16 protein-coding genes are annotated in these 16023 nt (G+C 62.1%); 9 read left to right on the plus strand and 7 right to left on the minus strand.

All coding sequences use genetic code 11. The features are described from left to right. Positions 1-103 precede the first annotated feature (103 nt). Positions 104-1090: a hypothetical protein gene (locus tag LHFGNBLO_RS24340; protein WP_258601855.1), complete on the minus strand. Its 987-nt coding sequence runs from the start codon at positions 1088-1090 to the stop codon at positions 104-106. 114 nt (positions 1091-1204) lie between these two features. On the opposite strand from LHFGNBLO_RS24340, the gene LHFGNBLO_RS24345 reads away from it, so the two are divergent. From LHFGNBLO_RS24345 to LHFGNBLO_RS24385, 9 genes are all read left to right on the plus strand, one after another. Then, on the plus strand, positions 1205-1594 hold the full coding sequence (locus tag LHFGNBLO_RS24345; protein WP_258601856.1) for a cupin domain-containing protein: 390 nt from the start codon (positions 1205-1207) through the stop codon (positions 1592-1594). A gap of 44 nt (positions 1595-1638) precedes the next feature. Next, positions 1639-1953 (plus strand): ArsR/SmtB family transcription factor, encoded by a 315-nt coding sequence (locus LHFGNBLO_RS24350; RefSeq protein WP_258601857.1) that lies wholly within the window; start codon positions 1639-1641, stop codon positions 1951-1953. Continuing rightward, positions 1950-2429 carry an SRPBCC family protein gene (locus LHFGNBLO_RS24355; RefSeq protein WP_258601858.1) on the plus strand — a complete coding sequence of 160 codons (480 nt, stop codon included), beginning with the start codon at positions 1950-1952 and terminating at the stop codon, positions 2427-2429. Before LHFGNBLO_RS24350 ends, LHFGNBLO_RS24355 begins: the two co-directional genes overlap by 4 nt. Before the next feature lie 26 nt (positions 2430-2455). Next, on the plus strand, positions 2456-3061 hold the full coding sequence (locus LHFGNBLO_RS24360) for an ATP-dependent Clp protease proteolytic subunit (protein WP_258601859.1): 606 nt from the start codon (positions 2456-2458) through the stop codon (positions 3059-3061). Positions 3062-3224: 163 nt separating this feature from the next. Continuing rightward, the gene (locus tag LHFGNBLO_RS24365) at positions 3225-3458 is read left to right on the plus strand and encodes a hypothetical protein (protein WP_258609871.1); all 234 of its coding nucleotides are present in this window, start codon (positions 3225-3227) and stop codon (positions 3456-3458) included. Positions 3459-4153: 695 nt separating this feature from the next. Continuing rightward, positions 4154-7075, plus strand: a complete 2922-nt coding sequence (uvrA, locus tag LHFGNBLO_RS24370) for an excinuclease ABC subunit UvrA (protein WP_258601860.1) — start codon at positions 4154-4156, stop codon at positions 7073-7075. 34 nt (positions 7076-7109) lie between these two features. Further along, on the plus strand, positions 7110-7580 hold the full coding sequence (locus LHFGNBLO_RS24375; RefSeq protein WP_258601861.1) for a GNAT family N-acetyltransferase: 471 nt from the start codon (positions 7110-7112) through the stop codon (positions 7578-7580). A gap of 27 nt (positions 7581-7607) precedes the next feature. Continuing rightward, on the plus strand, positions 7608-8414 hold the full coding sequence (locus tag LHFGNBLO_RS24380; protein WP_258601862.1) for a DUF72 domain-containing protein: 807 nt from the start codon (positions 7608-7610) through the stop codon (positions 8412-8414). 112 nt (positions 8415-8526) lie between these two features. Beyond that, on the plus strand, positions 8527-9678 hold the full coding sequence (locus tag LHFGNBLO_RS24385; protein WP_258609873.1) for a GGDEF domain-containing protein: 1152 nt from the start codon (positions 8527-8529) through the stop codon (positions 9676-9678). 73 nt (positions 9679-9751) lie between these two features. Here the strand turns inward: LHFGNBLO_RS24385 and LHFGNBLO_RS24390 are convergent, their stop codons facing one another. The 6 genes from LHFGNBLO_RS24390 to urtA form a co-directional block, all read right to left on the minus strand. Next, positions 9752-9928, minus strand: a complete 177-nt coding sequence (locus LHFGNBLO_RS24390; RefSeq protein ID WP_258601863.1) for a hypothetical protein — start codon at positions 9926-9928, stop codon at positions 9752-9754. 240 nt (positions 9929-10168) lie between these two features. After that, positions 10169-10864 carry an urea ABC transporter ATP-binding subunit UrtE gene (gene urtE / locus LHFGNBLO_RS24395; protein ID WP_258601864.1) on the minus strand — a complete coding sequence of 232 codons (696 nt, stop codon included), beginning with the start codon at positions 10862-10864 and terminating at the stop codon, positions 10169-10171. Between the two features lie 65 nt (positions 10865-10929). After that, positions 10930-11676 carry an urea ABC transporter ATP-binding protein UrtD gene (gene urtD / locus LHFGNBLO_RS24400; protein ID WP_258601865.1) on the minus strand — a complete coding sequence of 249 codons (747 nt, stop codon included), beginning with the start codon at positions 11674-11676 and terminating at the stop codon, positions 10930-10932. Positions 11677-11679: 3 nt separating this feature from the next. Then, entirely contained in the window at positions 11680-12912 is a 1233-nt protein-coding gene (gene urtC, locus LHFGNBLO_RS24405) for an urea ABC transporter permease subunit UrtC (protein WP_258601866.1), read from the minus strand. Next, positions 12909-14525 carry an urea ABC transporter permease subunit UrtB gene (urtB, locus tag LHFGNBLO_RS24410; protein ID WP_258601867.1) on the minus strand — a complete coding sequence of 539 codons (1617 nt, stop codon included), beginning with the start codon at positions 14523-14525 and terminating at the stop codon, positions 12909-12911. The genes urtC and urtB overlap by 4 nt, the downstream gene beginning before the upstream one ends. 119 nt (positions 14526-14644) lie before the next feature. After that, positions 14645-15955: an urea ABC transporter substrate-binding protein gene (gene urtA / locus LHFGNBLO_RS24415; RefSeq protein ID WP_258601868.1), complete on the minus strand. Its 1311-nt coding sequence runs from the start codon at positions 15953-15955 to the stop codon at positions 14645-14647. Between the last annotated feature and the right edge of the window lie 68 nt (positions 15956-16023).

The raw sequence follows: 16023 nt of genomic DNA on the forward strand, positions 1-16023 counted from the left end.
TGCTGTGGCTGCCTTTTCCCACAAGGTTTTTTGTTCTCTTTTCGTTCTAGGTCCACCAACGCCTGTTGTCAAGGAATGTCGGCAATGGCCTCGGCCGGGCCTGTCACTCCGCGCTTTTCACGCCGGCATCGGTGTCCGAAGATTCTGCCGTGCCAGCTTTGCGGACAAGTGCTGCCGTCGCCAGCAGCGCCGCCATTTCGGCGACGGTCTTTTCGATATATTTCCCGTGGTCGAGCGGCGCCGAGATGTCGGGAAGTTCGAAGAAATTCTTCGAGGACGGCAAAAGCAAAAACCCGTCATCGCCGTGCAGCGCCACGCGCACCGGTTCGTCCCGCCAGGTCTCGCCCAGCAATTGCAAGGCCCGGGCAAGATCGCCGCTGACCAGGGGCCGCGCCGCATCGACATGGTCGGTGCGGAATTCGTAGCGGCCGTCGAGAACAGGCATGCCGGATTGGATCTCCAGCAGCTTGCCGCCAAAGACGTCACGGAAGAATTGCGACACCGGGCCGGCCCTGCGCGTGGCGACCAACAGGCCAGGGAATGGTCTGGCTTGTTGGAACGCCAGAATGACGCCTTTGAACAGCGTTTCGGTGTCGGTCCGTTTCTGCGTCAGATGCGTCTCGTAAAGCTCGAACGGGAACCCCTCATATGTCCCGGAGATTACATCGTCGAAATATTCGCGATCGAAGCTTCCGGTCGCTTCCGTCGGCAGCCGGGCGAACGAGATTGGCCGCACACCATGCCGATAGGTCACGTCGGTCACGAAACCGAGGATGACAGGCAGAAGATGCGCGCGAAACGACTGTTGCAGGTCGGTGGCGGGCTTCATTCCAAGTTTATAGGCAAGGAACGCTCCGGCCATCGTTGCACAGTAGAGAACGATGTGCGGCTGCGAGAACCATTGTTCGGCGGCAAGCTCGTTGAACAGGAGCGTCAGCAGCACCGCGACGACAATCAGCAGGCCGAAGAACAGCGGCAGCTGCCACCTGACCTTGCCGGCTGCGCGGAGCCGCTCGCTCTCGTAGAGTTCGAAATCCTTCTGGATGGCGGCAATGACCGCCTCGCTCGGCATCAAGTCCTTCGTGCTCATTGGACTGCCCCCGAAATCCACCGCTCAGCATAACAGCCCGAACGCTTGCGCAACAGCATGGGTCCACAGCACAATACGATGCGTCTCGGGCCGGAGATCGAAAGGGCGACCCCAATGAAAGTCGTTTCCCATACCAATCAGCCATGCGAGAGGTGGCGAGCAGGGGTAGAAACCCGGATGCATGTTTCTGCCGGCAACGGTGCAGCCCAACTTTGTATTTTTGAACAATGGGTGGAGCCTGCCGTTGGTGCCCCGACACATTGGCACCCGGTTGAGGAAGTGCTTACCGTGATAGCCGGGAAGGCCGAGATGTGGATCGACGAGGATCGTGGCGTCTTGACACCGGGACAGTCGCTCGTCGTTCCCGCGCACAGGAAACACGGCTTTCGAAACGTCGGCTCCGAAATGCTTCACATACAGGCCGTGCTCGCGTCACCGATCTTCGAGGCGACGTTCGACGGATCCCCGGAGATGGTGAGGCGCTGGCTTCCCACGATCGTATAAAACAGCGCTTGCCAAATCAATAAGTATCGACTTATGCTTTGGCCATGATCGAAGCTGAGATTTTTCGCGCACTGGCCGATCCGACGCGACGCGCCGTCTATGAGCGGCTCGCCGCCGGCGAGATGAGCGTATCGGAACTGCGCAATGGCATGAGCGTGTCGCAGCCGGCGGTCTCCCAGCATCTGGCGGTGCTGCGCGGCGCCGGGCTGGTGGTCGAGCGGCGGGCCGGCCGCAACGCCTATTATCGCGCTGATCCGCAGGGGCTTGGCCCCTTGCTCGGCTGGATCGAACGCTATCGGGCGTTCTGGCCCGAGCGCATCGAAAGGCTGAAGGCCGTTTTGAAGGACATGGACCAATGACGAACGAAAAGCACAGGGAAGACACGCTCGCCTTCGAGTGCGAGCTTGCGGAACCGCCGGAAAAGGTGTGGCGGGCACTGACGGTGCCGGAACTGTTGGCGGCCTGGATGATGCCGAACGACATCGAACCGGAAATCGGCAGCCGCTTTGCCTTTACCGGGCCGGATGCGCCGATCGACTGCGAAATCCTCGATGCCGAACCCGGACGCCTGCTGCGCTATTCCTGGCGGGAGCGGCCGCAGCCTGGCGATGCACGGGATCGGCTCGACAGCCCACTGGGCAGCCCATTGGACAGCATCGTCACCTTCACGCTCGCCCGCACCGTTTCCGGCGGCACGCATCTGCGCATCGTCCACGACGGATTTGCCAAAACAGCGATGCCAGCGGTCGCCCTTGCCGGCGCCGGTTGCCGGCTTTCGCTCAGCGCATACAGGCAACCAATCGCCGCGAACGCGCCTCGCCTGCGCGCGGCCTGATCGAAACAACCAACGGAGAGAAACAAATGAGCGGCCTTGCCAATCTGGTGCCGATGGTGATCGAGCAGTCGAGCCGCGGCGAACGCGCCTTCGACATTTTTTCGCGGCTGCTGCGTGAGCGCATCGTCTTCATCAACGGGCCGATCGACGACGGCATGTCGGCGCTGGTCTGCGCCCAGCTGCTGTCGCTGGAATCGGACAATCCCGACAAGGAGATCGCGCTCTACATCAACTCGCCCGGCGGCGTGGTGACCAGCGGCTTCGCCATCTACGACACCATGCGCTATATCAGTTGCCCGGTGTCAACCGTGTGCATGGGCTTTGCCGCCTCGATGGCCTCGTTCCTGCTGATGGCCGGTACGCCGGGACGGCGTATCGCACTGCCCAATGCCAGCATCCTCTTGCATCAGCCGCTCGGCGGCTTCCAGGGCCAGGCCTCCGACATCCAGCGCCATGCCGAAGGAATTCTTCGAACCAAGCGGCGGATGGCCGATCTTTATGCGCAGCATTGCGGCCGCACAGCCGAAGAGGTCGAACGCACGCTCGACCGCGACTATTTCATGACTGCCGAGGAAGCCAAGGCATGGGGTATCGTCGACCATGTTTTTGATACGCGCAAACAGGCGGCGTGAGAACTGAGCCGGCGAATTGAACCCCGGGGCCGGTCGACCCGACGGCAATTTTCACGCGGCCGGACTGGTTTCGCCTGCTTCGCATCATTATAGTTTGATGATGCCCTACAAGGATTCATGCAAGCATTTGAACCGGCTGATCATCGGCGTTGCCGCATTGGCGATGATCTGCGGCACGGCCTTCGCCGAAGACAGTTTGGCGCCTGCGCAAAAAGGCGCCCTGCCCGGGGTGACCAGCGACTATCGCATCGCCCAGCCGGCCCCGCAGCCCGAGCCCGACGACGCCCTGCCCGCCGGCGAGAACGGCTCGTTCAAGATCGGCGACACCGATGTCCGGATTTCCGGCAGCATCACCATCGATGTCGGTGCCGGGGCGATCAAGCCTCCCCATCATTGATATCGACGGCCTCTCCAAACTGCAGCCACATAAAATAACAGCCCCGCCGTTGCTTCCGCAAACGGTCGGGGCTTTTTATGGATCTTAAATCCAATCTGACGGTAGTGTTATACCGACTTTGATTTCGGATGCTTCGCGGCATTCAGCCGACGATCCGACTAGCAGTCTCTGATTTTTGTGGGGGACGGCAGGTCACGGTTTTTCGGGCGGCGCGAACGCTTTGCCCTGGCACTTATGCCTGCCGCGGCTCCAGCCATATGTGGAGCCTCAATGGACTATCCGGTGGCGTCATGCTCCGCTCCTGTGTCCGTTGCGACTGTTGTCGTCCGAAGCGCCTATCGCCAATACCTGCGGCGTCTCGCAGGCCGCCTGTGGGCAGCGAGGCCATCGAAAGACGGCCGGCTTCGTTGACTTTGGGAGTCTGCTCCCCTGACTCGAGCACGTCAACCTTGAATAGCCGATTACCGAAAAAAGTGATCGTGAGACAGTTCGTGAGGCCGGGTGGCACACAGATTTTGTCAGGAGCGTGTTCGGTCTTTGTTCTTTCTGCTTGCCCCTTCGCGCGAAAGACGGTTAAACGACTTTGGTCGAGAATTGTGGCGTCTCTCGACGTGGCGGCGAAATTACCTACATAGGGGATGGTCGGGACAAACCCGCCACTCCAGCAGATTCCAGACCTGAGGCGGCGACCGGCGATGGCCGACCATAAATATCTTTCCATTCGCGGGGCGCGCGAACACAATCTGAAGAACGTCGATCTCGACCTGCCGCGTGACAGCCTGATCGTCATGACCGGCCTGTCGGGGTCCGGCAAGTCGTCGCTCGCCTTCGACACCATCTATGCCGAAGGCCAGCGCCGCTATGTCGAGAGCCTGTCGGCCTATGCGCGGCAATTCCTCGAAATGATGCAGAAGCCCGACGTCGACCAGATCGACGGTCTGTCGCCGGCAATCTCCATCGAGCAGAAGACCACTTCGAAGAACCCGCGCTCGACGGTTGGCACCGTCACCGAGATCTACGACTATATGCGGCTCTTGTTCGCGCGCGTCGGCGTCCCCTATTCGCCGGCCACCGGCCTGCCGATCGAGAGCCAGACGGTTTCGCAGATGGTCGACCGGGTGCTCGCAGTCGAAGAAGGCACCCGCCTGTTCATCCTGGCGCCGATGGTGCGCGGCCGCAAAGGCGAGTACCGCAAGGAATTGCTGGAGCTGCAGAAGAAGGGCTTTCAGCGCGTCAAGGTCGACGGCGTCTTCTATGAGATCGCCGACGTGCCGGCGCTGGACAAGAAGTACAAGCACGATCTCGACGTCGTCGTCGACCGCATCGTCGTGCGCGGCGATCTAGCCACCCGGCTTGCCGATTCCATCGAAACGGCGCTGAAGCTGGCCGACGGATTGGCAGTAGCCGAATTTGCCGACAAGCCGCTCGACGCCAGCCAGACTGGCGAGGATTCGGTCAACAAGTCGAAGAACGAGACGCATGAGCGCATCCTGTTCTCGGAAAAATTCGCCTGCCCGGTGTCCGGTTTCACCATACCCGAGATCGAGCCGCGCCTGTTCTCCTTCAACAATCCGTTCGGCGCCTGCCCGACCTGCGACGGCCTCGGCAGCCAGCGCGCCATCGATCCCAGCCTGATAGTACCCGACGAAAACGTCTCGTTGCGCGACGGCGCCGTCAGCCCGTGGGCGAAGTCGACCTCGCCCTACTATGCTCAGACGCTGGAAGCGCTTGGCAAAGCCTATGGCTTCAAGCTCGGCGACAAGTTCAGGGATCTGACCGAAGAGGCGAAGGAAGCCATCCTGCGCGGCACTGGCGAGCGTGAGGTCACGTTCCAGTATGATGACGGACTGCGCTCCTACAAGACGACCAAAACCTTCGAGGGCGTCATCCCCAATCTCGAACGGCGCTGGAAGGAAACCGAATCCGCCTGGATGCGCGAAGAGATCGAGCGCTTCATGTCGGCCACTCCCTGCCCGGTCTGCAAGGGCTACCGGCTGAAGCCGGAGGCGCTGGCGGTGAAGATCGCCGGCAAGCACATCGGCGAGGTCACCGAACAATCGATCCGGAACGCCGACAAGTGGTTCACCGAGCTGCCCGCCTCGCTCAACGACAAGCAGAACGAGATCGCGGTGCGTGTGCTCAAGGAGATCCGCGAGCGGCTGCGCTTCCTCAACGATGTCGGTCTCGACTATCTGACGCTGTCGCGCAATTCCGGCACGCTGTCGGGCGGCGAGAGCCAGCGCATCAGGCTGGCCTCGCAGATCGGCTCCGGCCTCACCGGCGTGCTCTATGTGCTCGACGAGCCGTCGATCGGCCTGCACCAGCGTGACAATGCCCGCCTGCTCGACACGCTGAAGCACCTGCGCGACATCGGCAACACGGTCATTGTCGTCGAGCATGACGAGGACGCCATCCTGCATGCCGATTATGTCGTCGACATGGGTCCTGCCGCCGGTATCCATGGCGGCCATGTCATCGCGCAGGGTACGCCGCAGCAGGTGATGGCCAACCCCAATTCGATCACCGGCAAATATCTGTCGGGCGCGCTCGAAGTGGCGACGCCGGGCGTGCGGCGCGAGGCGAAGAAGAACCGGCGCCTGAAGATCGTCGGCGCACGTGGTAACAATCTGAAGAACGTCACGGCCGAAATCCCGCTCGGCACCTTCACCGCCGTCACCGGCGTCTCGGGCGGCGGCAAGTCGACCTTCCTGATCGAGACCCTGTTCAAGGCGGCCTCGCGCCGCATCATGGGTTCGCGCGAGCACCCGGCCGATCATGACCGCATCGAGGGCCTCGAATTCCTCGACAAGGTCATCGACATCGACCAGTCGCCTATCGGGAGGACGCCGCGCTCCAACCCCGCCACCTACACCGGCTCCTTCACGCCGATCCGCGACTGGTTCGCGGGCCTCCCCGAGGCCAAGGCGCGCGGCTACCAGCCCGGGCGCTTCTCATTCAACGTCAAGGGCGGCCGCTGCGAGGCCTGCCAGGGCGACGGCGTTATCAAGATCGAGATGCATTTCCTGCCCGATGTCTACGTCACCTGCGACGTCTGCCACGGCAGGCGCTACAACCGCGAAACACTCGATGTCTTGTTCAAGGGCAAGTCGATCGCCGACGTTTTGGACATGACGGTCGAGGAAGGCGTCGATTTCTTTGCCGCGGTGCCCGGCGTGCGCGACAAGCTGGAAACGCTGAAGCAGGTCGGGCTCGGCTACATCCATATCGGCCAGCAGGCAACGACGCTTTCGGGCGGCGAGGCGCAGCGCATCAAGCTGGCCAAGGAACTGTCGCGCAAGGCGACCGGCAAGACGCTGTACATTCTCGACGAGCCGACCACCGGCCTGCATTTCCACGACGTCGCCAAGCTGCTCGAAGTGCTGCACGAACTGGTCGACCAGGGCAACACGGTGGTCGTCATCGAGCACAATCTCGAGGTGATCAAGACTGCCGACTGGGTGCTCGACCTCGGCCCCGAGGGCGGTGACGGCGGCGGCGAACTGGTGGCCTCCGGCACGCCGGAGGACATCGTCCGCGAGAAGCGCAGCTACACCGGCCAGTTCCTCAGGGAACTTCTGGAGCGGAGGCCCGGAGGCAAGCGCGAAGCGGCGGAGTGATGGCCGGACCGGTTGGCGCCTGGAGAGCTTTTGAATGACACTCCGAAGAGCGCTTGCCGATGATCTCCAAACCGTCGTCTCGCTGACCGAAGCCGCTTATGCGCCTTACACCGAGCTGTTCGGCGCACCGCCCATCCCGGTCACCGAGGATTATGCACCGCGCATCGATCGGGGCGAGGTGCGGCTGCTGGAAAGCGGCGGCAAGCCGGCCGGACTGCTGGTGCTGGAACGGCACAGAGATCACAGCATGATTTTCAGCGTCGCCGTGGCGCCTGTCTTTCAGGGCAAGGGTTTTGGCATCGCTCTGCTTAGATTTGCGGACGAACAGACGCGACATTGGTGTCTGCCAGAGGTGCGGCTCTACACCAACGCCAGGATGGAGCGGAACATCGCGCTTTACGCAGCCTATGGCTTTCACGAAACGGGTCGCCGGCCCAATCCGTACCGGCCGGGATGGACGCTCGTCGACATGGCGAAGAGCACCGAGACCAGCGCAATTGCCTGACCTATTTCAGAATTCGGGAGGACGACAATGAGCAACCAGGGGAAAATCCGCGCCGGCATGGGTGGCTGGACCTTCGAGCCGTGGGATACGTCGTTCTATCCGGACAAACTCTCCAAGGCCAAGCAGTTGAACTACGCCACCCGGCAGGTGCCGAGCATCGAGGTCAACGGCACCTATTATTCGAGCTTCAAGGAACCGACCTTCGTCAAATGGGCCAGCGAGGCGCCGGACGGCTTTGTCTATTCACTGAAGGGCAATCGCTTCGTCACCAACCGTCGTGTGCTCGGAGAGGCCGGCGAGTCGATGGCGCGCTTCCTCGGATCGGGCGTTGCCGCTCTCGGCGAGAAACTGGGGCCGATCCTGTGGCAATTCGCGCCGACAAAAAAGTTCGATCCCGATGATTTCGAGGCTTTCTTGAAACTGTTGCCGGAGAAACAGGACGGCGTTGCGCTGCGCCACGCGGTCGAGGTGCGCAACGACAGCTTTGTCGTTCCGGAATTCGCAGCACTTGTGCGCAAATACAAGGTGGCGATCGTCTATGCCGACCATGCCAAGTATCCAGCGGTTGCCGACATCACCGGCGATTTCATCTATGCGCGGCTGCAGACCGGCAGCGACGACAATCCCGATTGCTACACGCCGAAGGGCCTCGACGAATGGGCCGCGCGGGTAAAAGTCTGGGCGGAAGGCAAGGTGCCGTCCGACCTGCCGCGCGCCGATCCGGCGACCGACGCGCCGGTCAAACCGCGCGACGTATTCGTCTACTTCATCACCGAGGGCAAGGTGCGCGCACCGTTCGGCGCCATGGCGCTGATGAAGCGAGTGACGGACTGACGCAGCGGAATCTGGGCTTCTTCACCGCTATCGTAACCTTATCGATACCTCCTTGCTGCATGAATCCAGTTCGGCCAAGTCGCCGATCTCCGTCGTGAGCAAGGACGTGGGCATGTCGCTCGACTACAACTCACTTCTGCTCGCTGTCGGTTTTTCCGCCGCCTGCCTGAGCTTGACGTTGTTCGGCATCTGGCTCACCGCGCGTTCCGAAAAATTTCTGCTGACATGGGCGGTCAGCGTGTTGCTGGTCGTCGCCGACATCTTCGCCTACAAGGCCTATATCGACACGCCTGGGCGCCTGCTCGGCATCGCTACCTTCGCCTTGCTCCTGCTTGGTTTCTCGACCATGTTGGGCGCCGCCCACCAGTTTACGACAGGCCGCTCTCCGCTTCCGCGCATCGTTGTCGGCAGCAGCATTTCGCTCGCCGTGGCGCTGCCGCCGATGGCGCTTGGCTATGACGGGCTCGGCTTCATGCTCGAAAACTCTTTCGCAGCCTTGCTGCTGTTTGCGACAGCTCTCGAATACTGGAAAGGGCGCAAGGAGTTCCCGGCCCCGATCATCGGCATAGCTGCGCTCTACTCGATCACCGCCATATCCTTCGTCCTATGCGCCCTGGTTCTGGCGCTGGACGGCAAGCTTGTGCTCGGACATGCGCCAAGCAACTGGGCCGAGGATTTGAGCCTCGTCGTCGTCATCGCCTGCATGACCGGCATCGGCGCGCTTTCGCTGGCGCTCAATCAGGGGCGTCTGGCGCAACACCACCGCCGGGATGCGCTGACCGATCCGCTGACCGGCCTGCTCAATCGCCGCGCCCTGTTCGATCTGCATGGCGGCACGCCGATCAACGCTTTCACGGCGGTGGTCGTGTTCGACCTCGACGGCTTCAAGGCGATCAACGACGAATTCGGCCACGCCACCGGCGATGAGGTGCTGAAGCTTTTCGCCAAGGACCTGACCGACAATATTCGCCCGGCCGATAACGCCGCGCGCATAGGCGGCGAGGAGTTCGCATTGGTTCTGCAGCGAACCTTGCCCGAGAAGGTGGAATTCACCGCTGAGCGGATACGCGCAGCCTTGGCCGCGCGCCGGATCGAAACCGAAACCCGTCCGCTGTCATGCACGGTCAGCGCCGGATACGCCTTCGGCAGCCAGGAAGGCTTGAGCTTCGACAAGGTGCTCAGCGCTGCAGACAAGGCGCTCTACGCCGCCAAGCGCGGCGGTCGCAACCGGGTCTTTGCCTCGACATTCCGGCGAACAGGTTAGCCAGGCTCGCCAGCGAGGCCGACTGCGTGTTTCTCCCGCGGTCGTGGACGATTGCAGGGCCCGGCGACAGGCTTCACGCCGCCATGACGATCTCGTTGTAGGCATCGAGATCGACGTAGAAAACCTTGGTGATCTCGCTGATCAGCTCGTCGTGGCCGTAGCCTTGCGACTTCAGAATATTGATGGCGGTGATGATGTCGACGCGCTCCGTGAGCCGTCGCCTCTGGTAGTCTTCGACAAAACGTTCCATCGGCTGTCCCCTAGCCCTGATTGCCCAAACGCGTTGAACAAAAAACAGGTCGCAGGAGGGAAGCTAGGGGTGCTTGCTTGTGTGGAACTTGCCGGTTGAACCCGCGCCTTCCCCTCGATCCGCGACAAACCAGACTGATACGAAGGCGGCCGACTCACCAAGGCCAAGCAAAGATTAGCACGCAATATTCGCTGGGCTAGTGTTGCGCATGAACTGATTTAAGAGAGACCGAAGAACGGGTTAGACCGTCAGGAACTTCCGCACATCCGCCCGATCGAGATCTTCGGCCGGGCCAGTATGGACGATGAGGCCACGGTCCATGATGTTGACCTCGTCGGCGAGCTCGCGGCAGAAGTCAAGATACTGTTCGACCAAGAGCACGGCGATGCCCGCCTGGTCGCGCAGGTAGCGGATGGCGCGGCCGATGTCCTTGATGATCGACGGCTGGATGCCCTCGGTCGGCTCGTCGAGCACCAGCAGCTTCGGCCGCATCACCAGCGCCCTGCCGATGGCAAGCTGCTGCTGCTGGCCGCCGGAAAGATCACCGCCGCGGCGGCCCAGCATCTGCTTGAGCACCGGAAACAGCTCGAAGACATGGCCGGGAATGTTGCGGTCGGCGCGCTTCAACGGCGCAAAGCCCGATTCGAGGTTTTCCCGCACCGTGAGCAGCGGAAATATCTCCCTGCCCTGCGGTACGAATGCGATGCCCGACCGGGCGCGGTCATACGCCGCGCTCCGGTCGAGCGCCTTCCCCTCGAAGGCAACACTTCCGCTCGTCAGCCGGTGGTGGCCGACGATCGATCTCATCAAACTGGTTTTTCCGACGCCGTTGCGGCCGAGCACGCAGGTGATCTTGCCCGCGCCGGCCTTGAGCGAGACGCCGCGCAGCGCCTGGGCCGCGCCATAGTGGAGTGTGGCATTGGTCACTTCGAGCATGCTTTTCCCCAACGCCTGAAGAAGGAAAGGTCGAACCGATGGAACGCAACCCGCCAGACCATTGGTCACCTCCCGAGATAGACTTCGACGACGCGCTCGTCGGCCGACACGAAATCGAGTGTGCCTTCGGAGAGTACCGAGCCCTCATGCAGGCAAGTGACCTTGACGCCGAGCTCGCGCACGAAATGCATGTCGTGCTCGACGACGATGACCGAGTGGTCGCGCGCGATATCCTTGAGTAGCCGCGCGGTTTCCTCGGTCTCGGCGTCGGTCATGCCGGCGACCGGCTCGTCGACCAGCAGCAGCTTCGGATCCTGCGCGAGCAGCATGCCGACCTCGAGCCATTGCTTTTGCCCGTGGCTCAGATTGGCAGCGATTTCGCTACGCTTGTCACCGAGCCGGATGATGCCGAGGATATCGTCTATCTGCCGCGTCTCGGCCGCCGAGCGGCGATGAAACAGCGCCGGGAAGATCGAACGCGGGCCCTTCAGCGCCAGCATCAGGTTTTCCTCGATGGTGTGGCTTTCGAAGACGGTCGGTTTCTGGAACTTCCGGCCGATGCCCATCATGGCGATCTCGGCTTCGTCATGCTTGGTCAGGTCGACCTGGCCGTCGAAGAACACCTCACCCTCGTCAGGACGCGTCTTGCCGGTGACGATGTCCATCATCGTCGTCTTGCCGGCACCGTTGGGACCGATGATGGCCCGCATCTCGCCCTTGTCGAGAACCAGCGACAGATTGTTGATGGCGCGAAAGCCGTCGAAGGAAACCGAGACGCCGTCGAGGTAGAGAATGGTGTTGCTCTTCGACATCGCTCACTCCGCCGGCTGCGGCTCGGGGCTGGATGCGGACCAGTCGCCCGGCGTTCTCGCTGCTGTGCGAACGGTCTTCGGCGGCGGCGGGACGTCAAGATCGGTGCCGGCTTCCTCGGCAATCGAGGCCGCCCGCAATGCCCTGGCGTTGCCGCGCCAGGAATCCCACATGCCGATGATACCCTTGGGCAGGAAGAGCGTGACAGCGACAAACAGTCCGCCCAGCGCAAACAGCCAGAACTCCGGCAGCACGCCGGTGAACCAGGATTTGCCAGCATTGACCAGAAGCGCGCCGATGATCGGTCCGACGATGGTGCCGCGTCCGCCGACAGCCGCCCAGACCACCACCTCGATCGAATTGGAGGGCTCGAACTCACCCGGGTTGATGATGCCGACCTGCGGCACATAGAGCGCGCCGGCAATGCCGGCCATCACCGCCGAGACGGTGAAGGCGAACAGTTTGACGTTCTCGGCCCGCCAGCCGAGGAAGCGCGTGCGGCTTTCGGCGTCGCGCACCGCCATCAGCAGCTTGCCGTATTTGGAGCCGACGATTGCCCAGGTGATGAAGACGGCGAGCGCAAGCGTGACGGCGCTGGCCGCAAACAGCGCCGAGCGTGTCGCGTCGGCCTGCACGTTGAAGCCAAGAATATCCTTGAAATCGGTCAGGCCGTTGTTGCCCCCGAAGCCCATGTCGTTGCGAAAAAAGGCAAGCAGCAGCGCATAGGTCATCGCCTGGGTGATGATCGACAGATAGACGCCGGTGACGCGGCTGCGGAAGGCGAACCAGCCGAAGACGAAGGCGAGCAGGCCGGGCACGGCAAGCACCATGACCGCGGCAAACCAGAAATGGTCGAAACCATACCAGAACCACGGCAACTGCTTGTAGTTCAGGAACACCATGAAGTCGGGCAACAGCGGATTGCCGTAAACGCCGCGCGAGCCGATCTGGCGCATCAGATACATCCCCATCGCATAGCCGCCGAGCGCGAAGAAAGCGCCGTGGCCAAGCGAAAGGATGCCGCAGTAACCCCAGACGAGATCAAGCGCCAAGGCGAGCAGCGCATAGCAAAGGTACTTGCCGGTCAGCGCGACGATGTAAGACGGCACGTAGAATGCGCTTGTCGGAGGGACCACGAGATTGAGCAACGGCACGATGATCGCGGCCGCCAAAAGGATGAGAATCGTGATGGCGATGCGGCGGTCGGCGCCGGCGGCAAAGAAGCGTCCGGTGATCATACTTCCACCGCCCTGCCCTTGAGCGCGAACAGGCCGCGCGGGCGTTTCTGGATGAACAGGATGATGAGGACCAGGACGACGATCTTGCCGAGCACCGCGCCGGCATAGGGCTCGAGGAACTTGTTGACGATGCCGAGCGAAAAGGCGCCGACCAGCGTGCCCCAGAGGTTGCCGACGCCGCCGAAGACGACGACCATGAAGCTGTCGATGATGTAGCCGCGACCGAGATTGGGCGAGACGTTGTCGATCTGGCTGAGCGCGACACCGGCTATGCCGGCAATGCCGGACCCCAGCGCAAAGGTCAGCGCATCGACCCATGGCGTCCGGATGCCCATGGATGCGGCCATGCGGCGGTTGGCGGTGACGGCGCGCATCTGCAAGCCCCAGGGGGTGCGCTTCATCACATAGAGCAGCACCGCGAACACGCCGAGCGCGAAGACCAGGATCCACAGGCGGTTCCAGGTGATCGCAAGCTGGCCGATGGAGAAGGATCCGGACATCCACGATGGATTGCCGACTTCCTGGTTGGTCGGTCCGAAGATGGAGCGCACAGTCTGCTGCAGGATGAGCGAGACGCCCCATGTTGCCAGCAGCGTTTCCAGCGGCCGGCCGTAGAGGAAGCGGATCACGCCGCGTTCGATGATGAGACCGACCAGAGCCGCAACGAGGAACGCCAACGGCAGCGCGATGACCAGCGACCAGTCGAACAGGCCGGGGAAAGAATTGCGGATCACTTCCTGCACGACAAAGGTGGTGTAGGCGCCGAGCATGACCATCTCGCCATGCGCCATGTTGATGACGCCCATGACGCCGAAGGTGATGGCGAGGCCGATCGCGGCGAGCAGCAGCACCGATCCGAGCGAAATTCCGTACCAGATGTTCTGGCCCGCATCCCAGAATGCCAGCGTCGCATTGATGTTGGCCATTGCCGCCGCCGCCGCGTCCTTGACCGCCCCTTGCGAATTCGCCTCAACCGAAGTGAGCAGGGACAGCGCATCGCGGTCGCCGCGCGCGCCGATCAGAGCGATTGCCGCCAGCTTGTCGGCCTCAGGCCTGTCGGAGACGAGAATGGACGCCGAGCGGGCCTGTTCGAACAGGGCTTTGACGCTGGCCACGGTTTCACCGGCGATGGCGGCGTCGAGCGGCTCGATGTTTGCGGCGTCGGGCGTCTTGAACATGGTGTCGGCGGCAGCAATGCGCACGGCCGGATCCTTGGCACGCAGCGTCAGCGTGCCAAGCGCATCGCGGATGACGCGGCGCAGCGTGTTGTTGACCTTGATCTTGGTGATGTCGGCCTTGGCGGCGTCGCCGGACTTTTCGCCGCTCAGCGGGTCAAAGAGCTCGATGCTGTCGCCGCTCTCCTTGCCGACGAAGACCAGGGAATCGGCCTTGCGGACGTAAAGATCGCCTTCGGCAAGAGCCGCAAGCGGGCGTTCAACCAAGGGGTCGCCGGTGACGGCGAGTTCGCGCACGACAGCCTCGGTTGCCGAGAAATTGCTGGCCGTGGCGAATTTGGCGATGATGGCGCGAAGATCGGCTTCAGCAGCGTTCGACGGCAACAGCGTCGCCAGCAGGAACAGCAGCACAAGGCCAATCGCGCGGATCAGGTTCATCGGTTTCTGGTAGCTCGCAGGGATTGAGTTTGCGTCCGGGCGGACTGGAGGATGAGCCCGCCCGGAACGCTTTGCGGTCCTGGTCGTGGAAAAATCCACGACCGTCAGACCCGGGAGGATCAGTTGGTTCCCTTGCCGCCGCACTTGCCGGTGGCAACATTGAAGTTGCCGCAGGACAGAGGCGCGCGCCAATCGGAGATCAGGTCCTTCGAATCCGGCAGGAAGTCGGACCACTCGTCGCCCATGACCAGGCCCGGCGTCTGCGAGACGGTCTCGAACTGTCCGTCGGCCTGGATTTCGCCGATCAGCACCGGCTTGGTGATGTGGTGGTTCGGCATCATGGTTGAATAACCACCGGTCAAATTGGGCACGGAGACACCGATCATGGCGTCGATGACCTTGTCCGGATCGGTGGTGCCGGCCTTCTCAACCGCTTTCACCCACATGTTGAAGCCGATGTAGTGGGCTTCCATCGGGTCGTTGGTGGTGCGCTTGTCGTTTTTGATGAACTTGTGCCAGTCGGCGATGAATTTCTTGTTCTCGGGCGTGTCGACGCTCTCGAAATAGTTCCAGGCGGCGAGATGGCCGACCAGCGGAGCGGTGTCGAGACCGGCAAGCTCTTCCTCACCGACCGAGAAGGCCATGACCGGGATGTCCTCGGCCTTGATGCCCTGGTTGCCGAGTTCCTTGTAGAACGGCACGTTGGCGTCGCCATTGACGGTCGACACGACGGCGGTCTTCTTGCCGGCCGAACCGAACTTCTTGATCGCCGAGACCTCGGTCTGCCAATCGGAGAAGCCGAACGGCGTGTAGTTGACCATGATGTCTTCCGCGGCGACGCCCTTAGCCTTCAGATAGGCCTCCAGGATCTTGTTGGTGGTGCGCGGATAGACGTAGTCGGTGCCTTCGAGCACCCAGCGCTTCACCGAGCCGCCGTCCTCGCTCATTAGGTAGTCGACGGCCGGTATGGCCTGCTGGTTCGGCGCCGCACCGGTGTAGAACACGTTGCGCTCGCTTTCCTCGCCCTCATACTGGACGGGATAGAAGAGGATGTTGTCGAGCTCGGAAAACACCGGCAGCACCGATTTGCGCGACACCGACGTCCAGCAGCCGAATACCGCCGCAACCTTGTCCTTGGAGATCAGCTCGCGCGCCTTTTCGGCGAACAGCGGCCAGTTGGAAGCTGGATCGACGACGACCGCCTCGAGCTTCTTGCCGAGCAGGCCGCCTTTGGCGTTCTGCTCGTCGATGAGCATCAGCATGGCGTCCTTCAGCGTCGTTTCCGAGATCGCCATGGTCCCCGACAGCGAATGGAGAATGCCGACCTTGATTGTGTCGTCAGCTGCCTTGGCCGGAACGGACGTCAACAGGCCCGCCGCGACCACGCTTGCCGAAAACATCTTTGTTATTGTCGAGAAACTACCCCTCATATTTGTGCACTCCCAAGCTGGTTTGATTGCATCGCAAACAGACTATGCAACGGCTGTGCCAACCGCCG

The sequence above is a fragment of the Mesorhizobium sp. AR10 genome, assembly GCF_024746795.1.
In the GTDB taxonomy this organism is placed as follows: Bacteria; Pseudomonadota; Alphaproteobacteria; order Rhizobiales; family Rhizobiaceae; genus Mesorhizobium.

Bases quoted from the DNA above. Each gene is read 5' to 3' on its own strand.
- LHFGNBLO_RS24365 (WP_258609871.1), top strand. From the start codon at position 3,225: ATGATCTGCGGCACGGCCTTCGCCGAAGACAGTTTGGCGCCTGCGCAA.
- urtC (WP_258601866.1), bottom strand. From the start codon at position 12,912: ATGATCACCGGACGCTTCTTTGCCGCCGGCGCCGACCGCCGCATCGCC.
- LHFGNBLO_RS24345 (WP_258601856.1), top strand. From the start codon at position 1,205: ATGAAAGTCGTTTCCCATACCAATCAGCCATGCGAGAGGTGGCGAGCA.
- LHFGNBLO_RS24350 (WP_258601857.1), top strand. From the start codon at position 1,639: ATGATCGAAGCTGAGATTTTTCGCGCACTGGCCGATCCGACGCGACGC.
- LHFGNBLO_RS24375 (WP_258601861.1), top strand. From the start codon at position 7,110: ATGACACTCCGAAGAGCGCTTGCCGATGATCTCCAAACCGTCGTCTCG.
- uvrA (WP_258601860.1), top strand. From the start codon at position 4,154: ATGGCCGACCATAAATATCTTTCCATTCGCGGGGCGCGCGAACACAAT.
- LHFGNBLO_RS24360 (WP_258601859.1), top strand. From the start codon at position 2,456: ATGAGCGGCCTTGCCAATCTGGTGCCGATGGTGATCGAGCAGTCGAGC.
- urtD (WP_258601865.1), bottom strand. From the start codon at position 11,676: ATGTCGAAGAGCAACACCATTCTCTACCTCGACGGCGTCTCGGTTTCC.
- urtE (WP_258601864.1), bottom strand. From the start codon at position 10,864: ATGCTCGAAGTGACCAATGCCACACTCCACTATGGCGCGGCCCAGGCG.
- LHFGNBLO_RS24380 (WP_258601862.1), top strand. From the start codon at position 7,608: ATGAGCAACCAGGGGAAAATCCGCGCCGGCATGGGTGGCTGGACCTTC.
- LHFGNBLO_RS24340 (WP_258601855.1), bottom strand. From the start codon at position 1,090: ATGAGCACGAAGGACTTGATGCCGAGCGAGGCGGTCATTGCCGCCATC.
- LHFGNBLO_RS24355 (WP_258601858.1), top strand. From the start codon at position 1,950: ATGACGAACGAAAAGCACAGGGAAGACACGCTCGCCTTCGAGTGCGAG.
- LHFGNBLO_RS24390 (WP_258601863.1), bottom strand. From the start codon at position 9,928: ATGGAACGTTTTGTCGAAGACTACCAGAGGCGACGGCTCACGGAGCGC.
- urtB (WP_258601867.1), bottom strand. From the start codon at position 14,525: ATGAACCTGATCCGCGCGATTGGCCTTGTGCTGCTGTTCCTGCTGGCG.
- urtA (WP_258601868.1), bottom strand. From the start codon at position 15,955: ATGAGGGGTAGTTTCTCGACAATAACAAAGATGTTTTCGGCAAGCGTG.
- LHFGNBLO_RS24385 (WP_258609873.1), top strand. From the start codon at position 8,527: ATGTCGCTCGACTACAACTCACTTCTGCTCGCTGTCGGTTTTTCCGCC.